A 15,575-nucleotide genomic window follows, 5' to 3' on the forward strand; every position below is an offset into this window, starting at 1 on the left:
AATCGTCGCGCCGGTCTTTGCGCACCGGCATCATGTAAAAAACTTCCCTTGATTCGTTCTGCCGACATGTGCAGCAATCTGCCTGCCGCTGTGTGTGTTCTCGCACACGCGGTAGGTGCGAACGTCGATTGACGTTGACCTCGAAAGCTCACATATTGTTCATGGCGGCGCTGTCATTTTTGTTTGTATGGCGAGCGCTGAACTTCCGCACATTCGGAGTGTGATTCGCGCAGAGATTGCATGCTGCTTCGAGCACCATCCGAAGCATGCCCTGTAGGCATAGCCTATCGCAGGTGGGTCACAGCATGTCCACCCAAAGTACGTCCGGCCAAAATTTTCCCGCGCCCTGCAAACGCTGCGGCGGCGCGCTGTACCAGTACGCCGACCTGTGTCCTTACTGCGGCGCGGCGCATCCGCTCGCAGCACCCGCGCATGCGCGCTTTGCGCCGGACAGTCCGCTGCACAGGCCATTGCAAACGGATCCTCAGACCCCGCCAGGCGGTCCGGATCTCGCCTCGCCGGAGACACCGATTCCGCCGCTGATTCATTTGCCGATGAGCACGCCGATTGGCTCGCGCTGGCTCATTACGCGTGGACTGATCGCGCTTGGCGTCGTCGTGCTAGGTTATGGCGGCTACGCGCTACTCGGCGATCGCCACACCGACGCACCGGGGTACGATGCACAGGACTCCCGATCAACTGCCGGCTCCATTGCGCCGTATGCGCCGGATCAAACCGCGAATACGCAGGCCGGCACAGGCGCCGTCAACACGTCCGCCACGCCCACCGCGCCCGCACGCGCGGTGATTCAACCGGTGAACGTTCCGCACTACCGCGACCTCGCGGATAGCCTGCGCGCCGCGCATAGGCATATGGAGTCGCACGATCTGTCGGGCGCGCAGGCAGCCGTCAATGCTGCTCTTTCGATGGAGCCCGGCAATGCCGATGCGCGTGCGGTCCAGAATCAGTTGACGCCACTCGAGCAGCGCCGCGACGCCGCGCTGCAAACGGCGAACGTGTGTGTCAAAGACCACCTGTGGAATTGCGTCGAGCACAGCGCGCGCGACGCACTCTCGATGGATAGCGGTAGCCCCGAAGCAAAATCGCTGCTGGAACGCGCGATCGTCGAAACCGGCTGGGTGCCGCTCGGCGGTCATGTCGCGCCACCCGCCCGCGTCGCCCAGCCGTCTCGACCCCAGCCAGCCGCGCCCGCCGTTGCGGCCACTCAGGTTACGCCGGCCGCGCCTGCGCCGGGCAGCGTCGACGCGCAGGTTCGGGCCATCGCACAATCGGGCTGGCGAAGCTCGCCGGCGTCGGCTGCGGCGCCCGCTCACTGAGCGGCGCATCGCGCTCAAATTGACAACGGATTTTCAGGCACTTCGCACGACGCAATAACCAGAATCGCAACACCGACTCACCGATGCTTCGTCGCGGCGCTCCGCGCGAAGCCCGTTCAAACCAGACCGATAGGTGGACAGACCATGCTCAAGATAATTCTGGCGGGGTGGCTCGGGTTATTGCTGGCGTCGTCGCCGGCGCTTGCAGACAATGCGCACTACAAGATCGTCACCGGACCCGAGCGCGGCACCTATATCCAGTTTGGCGCGGATCTGGCGAAATGGGTGGCCGAACCGGCCGGCATCGACCTCGACGTCATGCCGTCGAAGGGTTCGGCGGAGAATGTCCAGCGCTTGCGTTTCGAATCGGGCGTCAAGCTCGCGCTGGTCCAGTCCGACGTCTATCAGGCTTATGTGGATATGGCTGCCGCCGGCAATACCGATGCCGGTCAGGCCATTCGCCCGCTGCGGCTCATCATGCCGCTCTATGACGAAGAGATCAATTTTGTCGTGCGCGCCGACTCGCCGATCAGAACGATCAACGAGATCAAGGACAAGAACATTAGCGTGGGCCTGCTCGGCAGCGGCACAGCGCAGTCCGCCAACACGATTTATCACCTGATGTTCGGCCAGCCGATTCCCGATCAGAACGTCCAGCATCTGAGCAACGAAGATGCACTCGCGGCGCTGATCGTCAAGAAGATCGATGTCGCGGTGATCGTGGTGGGCCAGCCCGCCAAACTGTTCACCGACATGAACCCGGAACTGCTGCAACAGCTTCGCCTGCTACGGGTCGATCCCAATGCTCCCGAAAGCGCGCGCGCCAAACAGACCTATTTTCCCGCGACGATTCACACGTCAAGTTATCCTAACTGGTTAAAAGAGGACGTACCGACCTTCACTGTGAAGGCGTTTCTCGTCACCTACGACTACGGGTTGCGCGATACGGTGGTCAATCTCGACCGCTTCGCCGAGCCGCTCTGCACGAACTTCGACAACCTGCAGGAGCACGGTCATCCCAAATGGAAGCAGGTGAAGATGGAATTGCCGAATCTCGGCAAGGGCTGGCAATACTATGGGCCGGTGGAAAGGCGTTTGCGCACCTGTGTGGCTCGCCGCGAAGCCGGCATGACGACCGCAGCGCCCGCGCAAACGGCGGACAAGGCGTCTATCAAGTCGAATTGCTCGGATGAGGCACGGGTGCTGATGCTGTGCAAGTGATGGTGCATGCGAGTGTCGAATGCGGCGTTCGCTATCGGATCTCGGAGACACCTGATCACTTGCCTGGCATCCCTGATTATTTATGAATCAGACGTCGACGCTCTGGGCAAGCTCCATCGCGCGCTGCAAGGCCTCATAAGCCTTCGGCCGGTTGCATTGCGAAACGTTGAAACGCAAAAACCCTGCCGCCGTTTGCGCGGCGCTGAACACATTGCCCGGCGCCAGCACCACGTTTTCGGCAAGCGCATGGCGCGCGATCTCCGCCGCATCCAGTTGGGCAGGCAAACGCGCCCACACGAACAGCCCCGCGCGCGGCCGGGTCCACACCTCGAGACCAGCCTGCGTCAGACGGCGGATCGTTTCGCCCATGGCGTCGGCCAGTTTCGTGCGCAGACCTTCGAGATGCCGGCGGTAGGTGCCGTCCACCAGCAGTCGATGCACCACGCTCGCGGCCAGTTGTCCATTGCCGAAAGTCGTGGCCAGTTTCAGGTCGATCAGCGGCTCGATCCAGTCCGCGCGTGCCGCGATGAAACCGCAACGCACCGCCGCCGAAAGCGTCTTCGAAAAACTGCCGATGGATACCACCCGCGCGAGCCCATCGAAAGCGGCAAGACGCGGCGCGGCTTCGTCTTCGAAGTCGGCGAAGATGTCGTCCTCGACGATCAGCAGGTTGTGCTCGCCGGCCAGTTTCAATAAACGATGTGCCACCGCGGGTGCCAATGTTGCGCCAGTCGGGTTGTGAATGGCCGAGTTCGTCACGTAAAGGCGCGGGCGATGCTCCGTCAGCGCCTGCTCGAAACGCGCGAGGTCCGGCCCCGAGGGCGTGTAAGGCACGCTGACGATGCGCGCGCGATGGGCGCGCAGCAACGCCTGAAAATTGAAGTAACACGGGTCGTCGATCAGGACGGTATCGCCCGGTTCGAGCAGAAAGCGGCAGACGAGATCGAGCGCGTGCGTGCCGCCATCGGTCAGGATGATCTGCTCCGGCGGCGCGTCGACGCCATGCTGCGCGAGCCGCCAGGCGAGTTGCTGGCGCAGCGCAGGCAAGCCGGGCGGCGTGGCGTAATCGGCGAGCGCCGCGTGCGGGTCGCGCGCCACCGCGCGCAGCGCCCGGCGCACGCCGTCTTCCGGCAGCCATGACGCCGGCAGCCAGCCGCAGCCGGGCTTGAGCACCTTTTGCCCCGCTTCGAGCGACTGCCGCGTGAGCCACAGCGGATCGAGCTGGCGATCCAGACGCGGACCGAGATCGGCTAGCGCCAGCGGCGGCGCATGCCCGGAGACGAAAAACCCCGACCCGCGCCGCGCGACGATCGTGCCTTCCGCGACCAGCCGGTCATAGGCTTCGACCACCGTCGATTTCGACACGCCGAGCGTCTCCGTCATCATGCGGATCGACGGCACGCGCGCGCCCGGCATCAGCGAACGACTCGCGATGCGTTCGCGCAACGCGTCCATCACCACTTCGACGCGGGTGCGCGACACGGCATTGCCATCGGAACTGTCTCTGCTGCTTTCCGCCATCTGTACTGCTCCACGGTTCGGTACAGTTTGCACGAATTGTACTGATCTGTAGCTTACACTTTTCGCAGATCAGGAGGATGCTCGGGGTTCGATCCTGGCGATGGAAATTCCGATGCAAAACTCCCAAAACAGCGGCGCGCTTCCCGCTCGCGCTTCGAGTGGCTGGGTGAGCGGCCTGCTCGGCGTGCTGATCTTCAGCGGCTCGCTGCCGGCCACGCGCCTCGCCGTGCAGGGGCTCGATCCGATCTTTCTCACCGTGGCCCGTGCGACGATCGCCGGCACGCTCGGACTGATCCTGCTGCTGGTGTTTCGCGAGACCCGGCCAGCGCGGCGCGAACTGCTGCCGTTACTGATCGTCGCGCTGGGTGTCGTGGTCGGGTTTCCGTTGCTGACCGCCCTCGCCTTGCGTCATATCACTTCGGCGCATGCGGTCGTGTTTATCGGCCTGCTGCCGCTTTCCACCGCGATTTTCGGCGTGCTGCGCGGCGGCGAGCGGCCACAGCCCGCGTTCTGGCTGTTTTCCGCGCTCGGCAGCGCCGCAGTGGTCGCATTCGCCGTGCGTGACGGCCTGCATGCCTCGCCGGCGGGCGACGCCTTGATGCTGGCCGCCATCGTGGTCTGCGGGCTGGGCTACGCGGAAGGCGCGCGGCTGTCGCGCCATCTCGGCGGCTGGCAGGTGATCTCGTGGGCGCTGGTGCTTTCGCTGCCGTTGATGGCGCCGCTCACCTGGTGGGCGCGCCCGGCGTCGTTCGAAGGCGTCAGCCACGCGGCCTGGTGGGGACTGGCGTACGTGTCGCTCTTCAGCATGCTGATCGGCTTCGTGTTCTGGTATCGCGGCCTCGCCTTGGGCGGCATTGCCAGCGTCGGCCAGTTGCAGCTGCTGCAGCCGTTCTTTGGCCTGGTGCTCGCGGGCGTGCTGCTGCATGAGCAGGTGCCGCCGGTGATGATCGTCGTCACGGTGGTCGTGGTAGCTTGCGTCGCCGGGGCGCGGCGCTTTGCGCGAACCGTGCCGGTGCGGCCTGTTGATGCGGCGACGTAACGGCATTGGGCACCTGAGCGTGACGACATTTTTTGCCCGGCTTCAATTTCATGCAGACCGCTGGCATAGTGAAGTGTTTCCGGAGCGGCTCCGGTAACCAGAGGAATCCGTATGAGCACGGCCATGCCATCCAGCGCGAAAATATCGACCGCAGCAGCGCTCGCGCCGTTGCTGCGTGACGCAACCGAAGCCGATTTGCCCGCCATCCAGGCCATCTATGCGCACCATGTCCTGCATGGCGTCGCCTCGTTCGAAGAAACGCCGCCTTCCGTCGACGACCTGCGCGGCCGCCTTGCATCCGTGCTGAGCCATGGGCTGCCGTACATGGTTGCCGAGGTCGACGGCAAGATTGCGGGCTATTGCTACGCGACGCCCTACCGGCCGCGCGTTGCCTATCGCCATACCATCGAAGATTCGATCTACATGGACGACGCCTTTCGCGGCCGCGGGATTGGCCGCCTTCTGCTGGAAGCGCTGATTACACGCTGCGAAACCGGTCCGTGGCGGCAGATGGTCGCCGTGATCGCGGATGGCGGCAGCGGCGGGTCGCTGTCGCTGCATCGCAGCCTCGGCTTCGAGTTGACCGGCACGCTGAAGGCGGTCGGATTCAAGCACGGCCGCTGGCTCGATACGACGCTGATGCAGCGCACGCTGGGGATCGGGGCTGCCGCGCCGCCGTCGCGTTAAAATCCCCGCATGCCGAAAACGCCTCGCTCCACCCCTGCCGCAACCGCTGCGCCCCATGCGCCCGCTGTTCCGCGCAACGAATACACCGTCGACGAACTCGCGCGGGTGACGGACAGCACCGTGCGCAACGTGCGCGCCTATCAGGACCGCGGCCTGCTGGCGCCGCCGGAAAAGCGCGGACGGGTTGGCGTGTACGACGACACCCATGTCTCGCGGCTCAAACTCATCAACCATCTGCTGGCCCGCGGCTACACGCTTGCCAATATCCAGGACCTGATCAAGGCCGTCGACGAGGGCCACGACCTGCGCTCGATTCTCGGGCTCGAGACGGCCATCGGCAGCCGCTGGTCGCGCGAGCGGCCGAGGAAATACTCGCTGGTCGAACTGTTGCAGATGTTCGGCGACAAGGCTTCGCCCGGCGCATTGTCGAAAGCGGTCGACCTGGGAGTGCTCGAGCGCCACGGCCTTTCATTTGTCGCCAACAGCCCCGCGGCGCTGTCGGCGGGCGCCACCATGGCGCGCGAGGGCATTCCGCTCGCCGATCTGCTCGATGCCGTGCGCATCTCACGTCCGCATTTCAACGCCGTCGCCAAGGCCATGGTGGATCTGGTGGTGCGCCAGCTCGACCGCTACGAAGCCGACGCCCTGCCGCCGCCCGCCGATGTGCCGGCGCTCGTCGAAGCAATCTGGCGGGTCCGGCCGGTTGCGATGGTGCTGGTTGAATCCGAAATGAACCGCGCGCTCGAAGAAGCCTCCGGCGACTATCTCGGCGATCGCGTCGCGGCCATCATGGAAAAACTCGGCAGCACGCAGCATGGGGACGGGTCGCCGGTTTCGTCCGGCATCGAGGTCAAACCGGCACGCCCAGCCGGCGCGGGCAAAGCGAAAGCCAAAAAGTAACCGCCGCAGTGGTTAGCTGCCCTTGAGCGCGCGCAGCGTCATCCGCGGTCTAAACCCCGAAGCGCACCTTTCGTACCCGTCGTCGTGAATGACAATACAGTTTGACACTGCATAATCAATAAAATCAGCGGGTTGGCGGCGAACCGATGCAGACATGGAAACATTAAGGTTGACACAACGATCATGCAACGCGGGTGAACGGCCGACTAAATTTCCCGGACGTCAGTTCCCGGCAGGTGGCTGCAGGCCATCCTCGTCAACTACCCAATGCCAGCGGGCAATGGCTTCAACCTTGCATGCAAATCAGGAGGCGACGACGGGCAGGACGAATTATCAAGGTTCCTCATTTTTATCGAAACTCTGAACGTGCTTTTGCGAGTGTGATCAGTTGCGAGCAACTTGACCGAATCAGTCCTGTTCCAGCGTGCCTTGTCAGACTGAATGACCATACCGTATTGAATAAACGCCGACAAGCGCGGCCCGCCTCGGTCACTCGCTGCGCATATGCAGGACATTGGCCAGACAGCGCCAGCCCAGAGTAGCAGCACGACGGGATGCGTTCACGCCTGACAGCCCTGCCGGGCAACCCGGCCCGTTTCTACGCCGCAGCTTCGACAGTCGACGGATCGGGGTCCAGTCGCTGCAATGCCAGGTCCCATTCCGGCAACCCAACTGCCTCGTACCGGCGCCTGGACTTGCGGGTACGGCAACGCTCCACGATCGCGCATTCCGGGCACCAGTGACCGTTCTTCACGCTCGCGGCCATCGTCCACCACGCGTGGCCCCGATGACATTGCCATTGCAGCTTCTGCCTGCTCGAAACGTAGGTATCGGACAGGCACGCCCCGCCACGCGAATCCGCCAGTGCCTGCATGTCAGCCAGCATGACCCGTCTCCCGCTGCACCTCAGGCACCATGAACCCCGCCCGATACTGGTCGGCGCCGCGAGCCGTGACGACGACATCCATCTGCTTGACCTTCGTCTCGAACACCGCTTGCGTGGCGGCCGCGGTGCCATCCTTCACGGACCGCCACATGCCGCATCCGCTGAGGGCCAGCGCGAGGGTGACACCGCAAGCGTCCCGGATCATTTTCCTGTGCATCAGAACGGTGCCCCCTCGAACTCGATGCGTGGATAGACTATCTCCCGGCCGTCGATGCCCAGCGTCAGCCCCGTCGCATAGTGGACGGCCCCGTAACGCCCGATGAAATGATTCAGCACGTCGCCGAACAGCACGGCATCGCCCGGCCCGTCAAAGGCACTGGCATCGAGATCGACGTGAAGCCGGACCTCCTTGAGCAGGCCGCCATGCCTCAGCACCCGCCGCCAGGACACCCGCACGTCACGGATCGCGTCGATACGCCGTGCCGCAGCATCGTCCGGCGTCCAGTCGTAAAGCTCCAGCACCTCGCGCAACGCCGACGCGCCCTCCGGATGGAAACGGTTCAGTTCGTTCGCGCCGCCCGCGGTGTGGTGGCCCAGCACGCGCCAGTCGTAGCCCGGGTAATAGCGCGGCGGATAGAGTGGCAGGCTCGGTGCCGTGAGGTTGCGCACCGACGCGATGCCGGTAAAGCCGGTGACCGTCTCGGTGATCGTCGCCTCGGATAGCGCCATGCGCGGCAGGCGCCCGTTGTTGGCGAACACCCGCGCCGTCAGGTAGCGGTCCGGCGGTGGACGGTCCTCATCATTCTTCGCGTCCGCAATTGTGCCCTCCCATAGCTGTCCCGAGAGCGATACCCACAATTGCCGCCCCGCCGGGCCGAAGCGCGTCGCGGTATGGAAGTACCGCTCCGGTTGCTCGTAACGCAGCATCCAGCCGCGATGACGGAAACCCGTGAACGCCTTGTAGGAATACTGTGCGCTGTCCTCCGGATCGGCCGCATCCAGCGCGAGCACGTCATACGGTTCGACGTGATCCGCCAGGCCCTCCTGCACGCGGATCTGGTGCTCCCGGTCATGCCAGCCAGCAGGACGCAACGGCAGCGCGTCGACCTCGAACAGGTTGATCACGGGCGTGCAAAACAGGCGGAAGCTGTCCCGGGTCACCGGATAGTCGCCGGAGATGCGCCCATCGAGTTCGATCTCGAAGGTCATCCGCTTTTCCCCGGCGGGCAGCACAGCGCTATCGAAGCCGCACAGGTCGACAAAGTGGAACTTCTGCGGAAACACGAAGTACTCCAGCATCGTCTGCTCGCGGTCGAGTTCCTCGTCGCGCTTCGGGTCCAGTATGGGCCACAGCCGCGTCGACGGACCGAACCCTGCCGGCTCGAAGTCCACCCGCCTCAGTCGCTCCAGCGCGCCGTCGCGTACCGAAGGCAGGCGCAGGCCAACGGACTCCACCTGATGGATCAACGCCGCGTAGAGCGCAGCGGCGGCAGGCCGGTCGCCGTGCAGGTACAGCCGGATACGCGACAGGTCGATCCGTTCGCGCTGTTCGCCGAGCCAGAGACCGAATGTGAGACGGATCACCGTGCGCCCATCGGCACGCACCGCGACCGCCGCATCGTCGACCGAGAGCGGCAACAGTTCGACGGGCTGGGTGGTCCGGTAGAGACATTGCACCGCCTTCGGGCCGACAGGCGCCGAGCGCACCACGGCGCCGGCCGGAATCTGCGCCGTCGTCGTGGCATTGCGGTTCAGGGGACTGCATTCGATGATCGACAGCGACGGGATCGGTCGCGCGGCATACTCGAACAGGTTGTCGAGTGGCGCCTCCGTGATCTCCGGCAACCCGTCGTCGAGTTTCCCAAGCAGCCGCGCTACCAGAAACGCAAAGCCTTCATTGACCGCCCGGACCTGCTCATCCTCCTGACCATACTGCATGCCGAGATGCCGCGCAGCATCGGGCTGGTCGCGCGCAAACTCGCGACCGGCTTCGCGCAGGTAGCGCATCTCGCCATCGAATTTAGCCAGGAACGGATTCGCCTGGTCGGCCTGGTACTTCTTCCACGGTGCAGTCATGGCTGCAACTCCGGAGGCAATGGCGGCAGGGAAGGGAGTCCGGAGATCTGCCCGGCCCGGCCCGTTATGAAAATGCGCTCCGGCATCTGGAAGCCGCGCAGCTTGAGCAGGTCTAACGGCCCGGCCCCTGACCGAGGGCACGGCCACGCGTTCGTCGATCTGCAGGCCCGCACGCCGGCCGACGTACTGTTTGCCGTCGAGATCGAGCTGGGACGAGGTCACCGTCACATCCGCCGTATAGTCCTTGCAAAATCCCCCGCGCACCCGGAACTTCACCACATCGAAGTCGTGTTCGAGAATCCCGACCCAGACCCGCAGACGTTGGCTCAGACGCGCGCTCGGGTGGCGCAGCGCATCGGTGAAGCCTTTGGTCACAGCATTCATTCACACATCCCATTCCGGTTGAAAGGCACGAGGTAAATCGTTGCATTCGCAGCTATCGGCACCGAAATTTAGGGGTTGCTACAGAAAAACGTCAATCAACTTAAGTGGAGACGTCGAAATTCATCAACGATTTTGTCAATAAATGAAATATAAAACTCATTATATTTTTTGAGATTGAATTCCGTGGTACCGGTGCGCGCTGACTGAAGGGGCACTGTCTACGCATTTTCAGGAAGCGTGTTAGCACCGACTGCCGCACTTGAGGATTCTCAATCCGCGTCACTTCCGACGTCGATATGCGCGGTCCCGATAGCCGGACCTCGCCACGCAAGGGGGCCGTCCTATTTGATAGTGATTCCCGCTCCGGACAGTTTTTCGAGCACATCGATATTTGCAGCGAGTGGTAGCAAATGCTCCCATCGGCACTATATTGTCTTGTGTCAGACTTTATTGTTCGTTCACAGTCATATGCAAATCTCCATTGCTTGGTTTGCGGCTGGCGACGTCCATGCGACGATCCTTTTCACGCATGGAGACTCCCGAATGACACGCAGACCAGGCTCGCGCCCGCGCCTTCCCGTCCGTAACACGCCCGGCGCAATCGCCGCACTTGTCACGCTCACCGCGTTGACGCTGCTCGCGTGCGGCAACAGCCTCGCCCAGGACGCGGGCGACGCCAAGGGCAACGTGTTGCGCATCGGCTATCAGAAAGCCGGCCTGCTTGGAATCGTGAAGGCGCAAGGCTCGCTCGAACAGAAGCTCAAACCGCTCGGCTACAGCGTGAAATGGTTCGAATTTCCCGCCGGCCCGCAACTGCTCGAAGCACTGAACGCCAACAGCATCGACTTCGGCTATACGGGCGCACCGCCGCCGGTATTCGCGCAAGCCGGCGGCGTCGGTTTCGTGTATGTGGGCGCCGAGCCCGGCGGCGTGCATACCGAGGCGGTCATTGTCAGGCCCGACTCGCCCCTGCGTACCGTTGCCGATCTGAAGGGCAAACGCGTCGCGCTGCAAAAGGGTTCGAGCGCGAACTATCTGCTGCTTGAAGTCCTGCAGAAAGCCGGCTTGCGTTTCGAGGACATCCGTCCGGTTTACCTTGCCCCAGCCGACGCCCGCGCTGCATTCCAGAACGGCGACGTCGATGCCTGGGTCATCTGGGATCCTTACTATGCCGCGGCGCAGGACGCACTGAAGGCGCGCACGCTGGCGGACTATTCGAACGTCAATACTTCGTACAGCTTCTATGAGGCAACCCGCGGCTTCGCCCAGCAACATCCCGAGGTGATCGGCACGTTGCTCGGCCAGTTGCGCACCACCGGCCAATGGGTCACCCAGCATCCCGGCGAAACCGCCGCGCTGATCGCCCCGAAGGTGGGGCTCGACCAGAAGCTCGTCGAGACCTGGGTGCGCCGCTATCCCTACGGCACCACCGCCGTGACCGACGAGATCGTGCGGTCCCAGCAGAGCGTCGCAGACGCGTTTTACGGCGCGCATCTGATCCCGCAAAAGATCACAGTGCGCGACAACGTCTGGCAAAACCGCGACGTGGCGGCGAGTCTCGCGGTGAAATGAGCGCCTGATAGCAACGGGCCATAAGGCTGCGCGCCCTGGTTCGCGTCGCGCGTCTCGGTTCGCGCATTTTTGCCGCTCCAACTGTTAAAGATCTTCAAGCGGCAGAACTTTCTCTTTTTTGAGCAGTCCCTTCCCCGCACGACGCTTCATGCGTCGTTGTCCAGTTGCCTCGCCGCCAAGGCGTAGCGCCCGTTTCCGCGAGCGCGCCGGTACACCTCTCCCCTTTTTGAACCAACGCGCGGCGCCCTACAGGCCGTCGTGTGAAAACCAGGACCGTCAAGGCCATGCAGAATCTTCTCGCCGAGATCCACCCAGACCGGTGGACCTTCCTTTGGGATGCGCTCACCACCATCTCGATGCACCTGTGCGCCGCCGCGCTGATCCTCGTGGTCGGCTGGTGGTTTGCACGCCACGTCGCCCGCTCGCTCAATCGCCTGCTCACGCGGCAGTCGCGCATGGACGCCACGCTGCGCCCCGTCCTGTGCGATACCAGCCTGTGGGGCATTCGCGTGGTCGCCATCATCGGGGCGCTGTCGCAACTCGGCATCCAGACGGCCAGCATCGTCGCGGTGCTCGGCGCCGCCGGCCTCGCGATTGGTTTGGCGCTGCAAGGCACGATGCAGAACATCGCGGCCGGCATCATGCTGTTGCTGCTGCGGCCCTTCAAGGTGGGCGATTCGATTGAAGCCGGTACGGGCAGCGTGGCAGGCACGGTCGAAGAAATCAGTCTCTTCACCACGCGCCTCACCAAGGCCGACGGCATCTGCGAATACGTGCCGAACAGCACGCTATGGAGCAATTCGATCCGCAATTACAACCGCAATCCGACCCGCCGTCTCGACCTGGAAGTGGAAATCTCCGTGCGCGACGACGTGGATCACGCTCTCGCCGCACTGCGCGCCCTCGCCGCCGCCGACCCGCGCGCGCTGCAGACTCCCGCACCGCAAGTGATGGTGAGCCGCTTCGACGACAGCACGGTGGTGCTCAACATCCGCGTGTGGGCGAACACCGATGTGTTCTGGGATATGCGCTGGGATCTCGCGCGCCAGGTGCGCCAGACGCTCAACGACGCGCAATGCGGCCTGCCGGTGCGCACGCGGGAATTGCACATCGTGCAAAGCCGCGAGGCCAACGAGCCGACGGTCAACCGTGCGGCCACTGTGCCGCGCGCCATCACGCAGTAACCGGAAAGCGGCGCGGCCCCAGAGCCGCGCCTTTCTGCTTCCGTATCTCATAGAGTCCGCAATCTAACGCGCTGCTTGCGCGATCCAATCTCAGCCCCTATTGTTACATCACACAATGTAACAGTTAAGAGTGGAAAATAGGAGACGGATCGGATGAACGCACGCACGATGCCCCCCGACGCATTGGCGCCTCTCGAGACCGATGTCGCCATCATCGGCTCGGGCTTTGCCGGTCTCGGCATGGCGATCCGGCTCCGGCAGGCCGGCATGAGCGACTTCATGGTCGCCGAAAAGGCCGATTCGGTCGGCGGCACCTGGCGCGACAACCATTACCCCGGCTGCGCGTGCGACGTGCAATCGCACGTCTATTCGTTTTCCTTTGCGCCCAATCCGCGCTGGACCCGAATGTTCGCGCGCCAGCCGGAGATTCGCGATTACCTCGAAGATTGCACCCGGCGCTTCGGCGTCAGGCGGCACATCCGCTTCGGACACGAACTGGTCAGCGCGACCTACGACGAAACGCGCCACCGCTGGCAGATGGTGTTCGCCAACGGTCAGCAGTGGTCGGCGCGCGTGCTGGTGTCGGGCATGGGCGGCCTCTCGCGTGCGGCGCTGCCGGACATCCCGGGGCTCGCCAGCTTCAGGGGCAAGACCTTCCACTCGCAGCAATGGGATCACAGCTATTCGCTCGAAGGCAAACGTGTCGCCGTGATCGGCACCGGCGCCAGCGCCATCCAGTTCGTGCCGCAGATCGCGCCGCGCGTCGCGCAGTTGACCCTGTTCCAGCGCACCCCGCCGTGGATCATGCCGAAGGCCGACCGCGCCGTGAAGCCGCTCGAACAATGGCTGTTCCGGCACCTGCCGTTCACGCAGAAGATCATGCGCGCGAGCCTCTATTGCATGCTCGAATCGAGAGCCTTCGGCTTTGCCATCCATCCTTCGCTGATGAAGACCGCGCAGAAAATCGCCCTGCGTCATCTGCACCGCCAGGTGGCCGATCCCGGTCTGCGCGCCACGCTGACGCCCGATTACACGATGGGCTGCAAGCGCATCCTGATTTCGAACGACTACTTTCCGGCCCTGTCGCGCCAGAACGTCTCCGTCGTCACAAGCGGGATAGCGCGCGTCGAAGAGGATGCCGTGATCACGGCCGACGGCGTGCGCCATCCCGCCGACTGCGTGATCCTCGGCACCGGCTTCCAGGTCGCGGACCCATTTCCACGTGGTGTGGTGCGCGGTAAAGGCGGTGTCGATATCGTCGACACGTGGCGCGACGGCGCGCATGCCTATCTCGGCACCGCATTGCCTGGTTATCCGAACTTTTTCATGATCGTGGGCCCGAACACCGGTCTCGGTCACAACTCGATGGTGTACATGATCGAGTCGCAGGTCGAGTACATCCTGCGCGCCCTGCAAGGCATGAAAACCCAAGGCACCACGGCGATCGAGGTAAGGCCGCAGGTCGAACGCGCCTACAACGAGCAGATCCAGCAAAAACTCGGCCGCGCGATCTGGTCGACCGGCGGTTGCAAGAGCTGGTATCTCGATCCAAAGACCGGCAAAAACACTACCCTGTGGCCCGGATTCGCGTTCCGTTTCCGCCAGGCCACCAGCAGTTTCAGCATGAACGATTACTTCGCCTATGCGCCTGCCCCGCAGCCGGCAGCCGAGCTCAAGGTGCACAGCGACGCGGCGATGCAGGGCGGCACGGCGGCGGCAGCTTCCGCCAAAGCGAGTTGAGACGTGGTGAACATTTGCCGCATGCACATCACGCGCCGCCATCGCAGTTTCACAGACAGATAAAAACAACAAGGCATTATTCAGGGAGGACCGACACGATGAAAAACTTCACCGACCGGGTGGCCGCGATTACCGGCGCAGGCTCGGGCATGGGCCGCTCGCTCGCCATGCAGTTGGCGCGCGAGGGCTGCCATCTGGCGCTCGCGGACCGCAACGCCGCGAGTCTCGCCGAAACGGCGAAGCTCGCGCTCGCCGAAGCGCCGCAGATCGTCGGCGCACCGCTGCGCATCACGACACGCGTGCTCGACGTCGCGGATCGCGCGGCCATGTTCGATTGGGCCGCCGACACCGTGGCCCAGCACGATCGCGTCAATCTCGTGTTCAACAACGCGGGCGTGGCGCTGTCGAGCACGATCGAGGGCATGGACTACGCCGATCTCGAATGGATCGTCGGCGTCAACTTCTGGGGCGTCGTGCACGGCACCAAGGCGTTTTTGCCGCATCTGAAAGCGTCAGAGGCGGGACATATCGTCAATACTTCGAGCGTGTTCGGTTTGTTCGCACAACCAGGCATGAGCGGCTACAACGCCACCAAATTCGCCGTGCGCGGTTTTACCGAAGCGCTGCGCCAGGAACTCGATCTGATGAAGTGCGGCGTGTCGGCCACCTGCGTGCATCCGGGCGGCATCCGCACCAGCATCGCGCAGTCGAGCCGGATCGCCTCGAACATGGTGGGCTTCATGATCGAGAGCGAACAGCAAGGCAAGGATGACTTCGAAAAGTTCTTCATTACCACCGCCGACGAAGCCGCCCGCGTGATTCTCGACGGCGTGCGCAAAAACAAAAGGCGCGTGCTGATCGGCCGCGATGCGCGGGCCGCCGACTGGCTCGCACGCACACTGCCGGCTGCATATCAGGCGCTGGTCGTGATGCAGACGCGCCGCCTGCAACGCATCGCCCACAGGCGCGCCCGCGCGGCGCAAGCCACCGGACGGCGTGCATAACCCGGCAGTGCTGCATGCACCAAC

At 63.7% G+C, this 15,575-nt stretch carries 13 protein-coding genes; 9 read left to right on the plus strand and 4 right to left on the minus strand.

The window, feature by feature from the left end; all coding sequences use genetic code 11:
• Positions 1-305: 305 nt before the first annotated feature.
• Both FQ755_RS15220 and FQ755_RS15225 read left to right on the plus strand, forming a co-directional pair.
• On the plus strand, positions 306-1,337 hold the full coding sequence (locus FQ755_RS15220; protein WP_144155540.1) for a zinc ribbon domain-containing protein: 1,032 nt from the start codon (positions 306-308) through the stop codon (positions 1,335-1,337).
• A gap of 144 nt (positions 1,338-1,481) precedes the next feature.
• On the plus strand, positions 1,482-2,558 hold the full coding sequence (locus tag FQ755_RS15225) for a TAXI family TRAP transporter solute-binding subunit (RefSeq protein ID WP_144155542.1): 1,077 nt from the start codon (positions 1,482-1,484) through the stop codon (positions 2,556-2,558).
• Positions 2,559-2,645: 87 nt separating this feature from the next.
• Here FQ755_RS15225 and FQ755_RS15230 read toward each other — a convergent pair whose 3' ends face one another.
• The gene (locus FQ755_RS15230) at positions 2,646-4,079 is read right to left on the minus strand and encodes a PLP-dependent aminotransferase family protein (RefSeq protein ID WP_144155544.1); all 1,434 of its coding nucleotides are present in this window, start codon (positions 4,077-4,079) and stop codon (positions 2,646-2,648) included.
• 112 nt (positions 4,080-4,191) lie between these two features.
• Here FQ755_RS15230 and FQ755_RS15235 point away from each other — a divergent pair, with 112 nt between their 5' ends.
• The 3 genes from FQ755_RS15235 (at position 4,192) to FQ755_RS15245 (ending at position 6,705) form a co-directional block, all read left to right on the plus strand.
• Positions 4,192-5,118 (plus strand): DMT family transporter, encoded by a 927-nt coding sequence (locus FQ755_RS15235; protein WP_144155546.1) that lies wholly within the window; start codon positions 4,192-4,194, stop codon positions 5,116-5,118.
• A 111-nt stretch (positions 5,119-5,229) separates the two neighbouring features.
• On the plus strand, positions 5,230-5,805 hold the full coding sequence (locus FQ755_RS15240) for a GNAT family N-acetyltransferase (protein WP_144155548.1): 576 nt from the start codon (positions 5,230-5,232) through the stop codon (positions 5,803-5,805).
• Between the two features lie 9 nt (positions 5,806-5,814).
• Positions 5,815-6,705, plus strand: a complete 891-nt coding sequence (locus FQ755_RS15245) for a MerR family transcriptional regulator (RefSeq protein WP_260858604.1) — start codon at positions 5,815-5,817, stop codon at positions 6,703-6,705.
• Positions 6,706-7,303: 598 nt separating this feature from the next.
• Here FQ755_RS15245 and FQ755_RS15250 read toward each other — a convergent pair.
• The 3 genes from FQ755_RS15250 to tssF all read right to left on the minus strand — a co-directional run bounded on the left by FQ755_RS15250 (position 7,304) and on the right by tssF (position 10,051).
• Positions 7,304-7,591 (minus strand): hypothetical protein, encoded by a 288-nt coding sequence (locus tag FQ755_RS15250; RefSeq protein ID WP_144155550.1) that lies wholly within the window; start codon positions 7,589-7,591, stop codon positions 7,304-7,306.
• The gene (locus FQ755_RS37370) at positions 7,581-7,742 is read right to left on the minus strand and encodes a hypothetical protein (RefSeq protein WP_186308538.1); all 162 of its coding nucleotides are present in this window, start codon (positions 7,740-7,742) and stop codon (positions 7,581-7,583) included. Before FQ755_RS37370 ends, FQ755_RS15250 begins: the two co-directional genes overlap by 11 nt.
• Before the next feature lie 65 nt (positions 7,743-7,807).
• Positions 7,808-10,051 carry a type VI secretion system baseplate subunit TssF gene (gene tssF / locus FQ755_RS15255; RefSeq protein WP_260858605.1) on the minus strand — a complete coding sequence of 748 codons (2,244 nt, stop codon included), beginning with the start codon at positions 10,049-10,051 and terminating at the stop codon, positions 7,808-7,810.
• Positions 10,052-10,594: 543 nt separating this feature from the next.
• Here tssF and FQ755_RS15260 point away from each other — a divergent pair.
• From FQ755_RS15260 to FQ755_RS15275, 4 genes are all read left to right on the plus strand, one after another.
• Positions 10,595-11,623, plus strand: a complete 1,029-nt coding sequence (locus tag FQ755_RS15260; protein ID WP_144155553.1) for a sulfonate ABC transporter substrate-binding protein — start codon at positions 10,595-10,597, stop codon at positions 11,621-11,623.
• Positions 11,624-11,907: 284 nt separating this feature from the next.
• Positions 11,908-12,807, plus strand: a complete 900-nt coding sequence (locus FQ755_RS15265) for a mechanosensitive ion channel family protein (RefSeq protein ID WP_144155707.1) — start codon at positions 11,908-11,910, stop codon at positions 12,805-12,807.
• A 153-nt stretch (positions 12,808-12,960) separates the two neighbouring features.
• Entirely contained in the window at positions 12,961-14,547 is a 1,587-nt protein-coding gene (locus FQ755_RS15270; RefSeq protein ID WP_144155556.1) for a flavin-containing monooxygenase, read from the plus strand.
• A gap of 98 nt (positions 14,548-14,645) precedes the next feature.
• A complete protein-coding gene (locus FQ755_RS15275; RefSeq protein WP_144155558.1) occupies positions 14,646-15,551 on the plus strand; it encodes an SDR family NAD(P)-dependent oxidoreductase in 906 nt (301 codons plus the stop codon).
• Positions 15,552-15,575 lie beyond the last annotated feature (24 nt).

The organism is Paraburkholderia sp. BCC1885 (assembly GCF_900996235.1).
Lineage (GTDB): Bacteria > Pseudomonadota > Gammaproteobacteria > Burkholderiales > Burkholderiaceae > Paraburkholderia.

Excerpts from the sequence above, each read along its gene's own strand:
- FQ755_RS15245 (WP_260858604.1), top strand. The coding sequence starts at position 5,815 with ATGCCGAAAACGCCTCGCTCCACCCCTGCCGCAACCGCTGCGCCCCAT.
- FQ755_RS15250 (WP_144155550.1), bottom strand. The coding sequence starts at position 7,591 with ATGCTGGCTGACATGCAGGCACTGGCGGATTCGCGTGGCGGGGCGTGC.
- FQ755_RS15220 (WP_144155540.1), top strand. The coding sequence starts at position 306 with ATGTCCACCCAAAGTACGTCCGGCCAAAATTTTCCCGCGCCCTGCAAA.
- FQ755_RS15265 (WP_144155707.1), top strand. The coding sequence starts at position 11,908 with ATGCAGAATCTTCTCGCCGAGATCCACCCAGACCGGTGGACCTTCCTT.
- FQ755_RS15275 (WP_144155558.1), top strand. The coding sequence starts at position 14,646 with ATGAAAAACTTCACCGACCGGGTGGCCGCGATTACCGGCGCAGGCTCG.
- FQ755_RS15260 (WP_144155553.1), top strand. The coding sequence starts at position 10,595 with ATGACACGCAGACCAGGCTCGCGCCCGCGCCTTCCCGTCCGTAACACG.
- FQ755_RS15230 (WP_144155544.1), bottom strand. The coding sequence starts at position 4,079 with ATGGCGGAAAGCAGCAGAGACAGTTCCGATGGCAATGCCGTGTCGCGC.
- FQ755_RS15225 (WP_144155542.1), top strand. The coding sequence starts at position 1,482 with ATGCTCAAGATAATTCTGGCGGGGTGGCTCGGGTTATTGCTGGCGTCG.
- FQ755_RS37370 (WP_186308538.1), bottom strand. The coding sequence starts at position 7,742 with ATGTGGCGGTCCGTGAAGGATGGCACCGCGGCCGCCACGCAAGCGGTG.
- FQ755_RS15270 (WP_144155556.1), top strand. The coding sequence starts at position 12,961 with ATGAACGCACGCACGATGCCCCCCGACGCATTGGCGCCTCTCGAGACC.
- FQ755_RS15240 (WP_144155548.1), top strand. The coding sequence starts at position 5,230 with ATGAGCACGGCCATGCCATCCAGCGCGAAAATATCGACCGCAGCAGCG.
- tssF (WP_260858605.1), bottom strand. The coding sequence starts at position 10,051 with ATGAATGCTGTGACCAAAGGCTTCACCGATGCGCTGCGCCACCCGAGC.
- FQ755_RS15235 (WP_144155546.1), top strand. The coding sequence starts at position 4,192 with ATGCAAAACTCCCAAAACAGCGGCGCGCTTCCCGCTCGCGCTTCGAGT.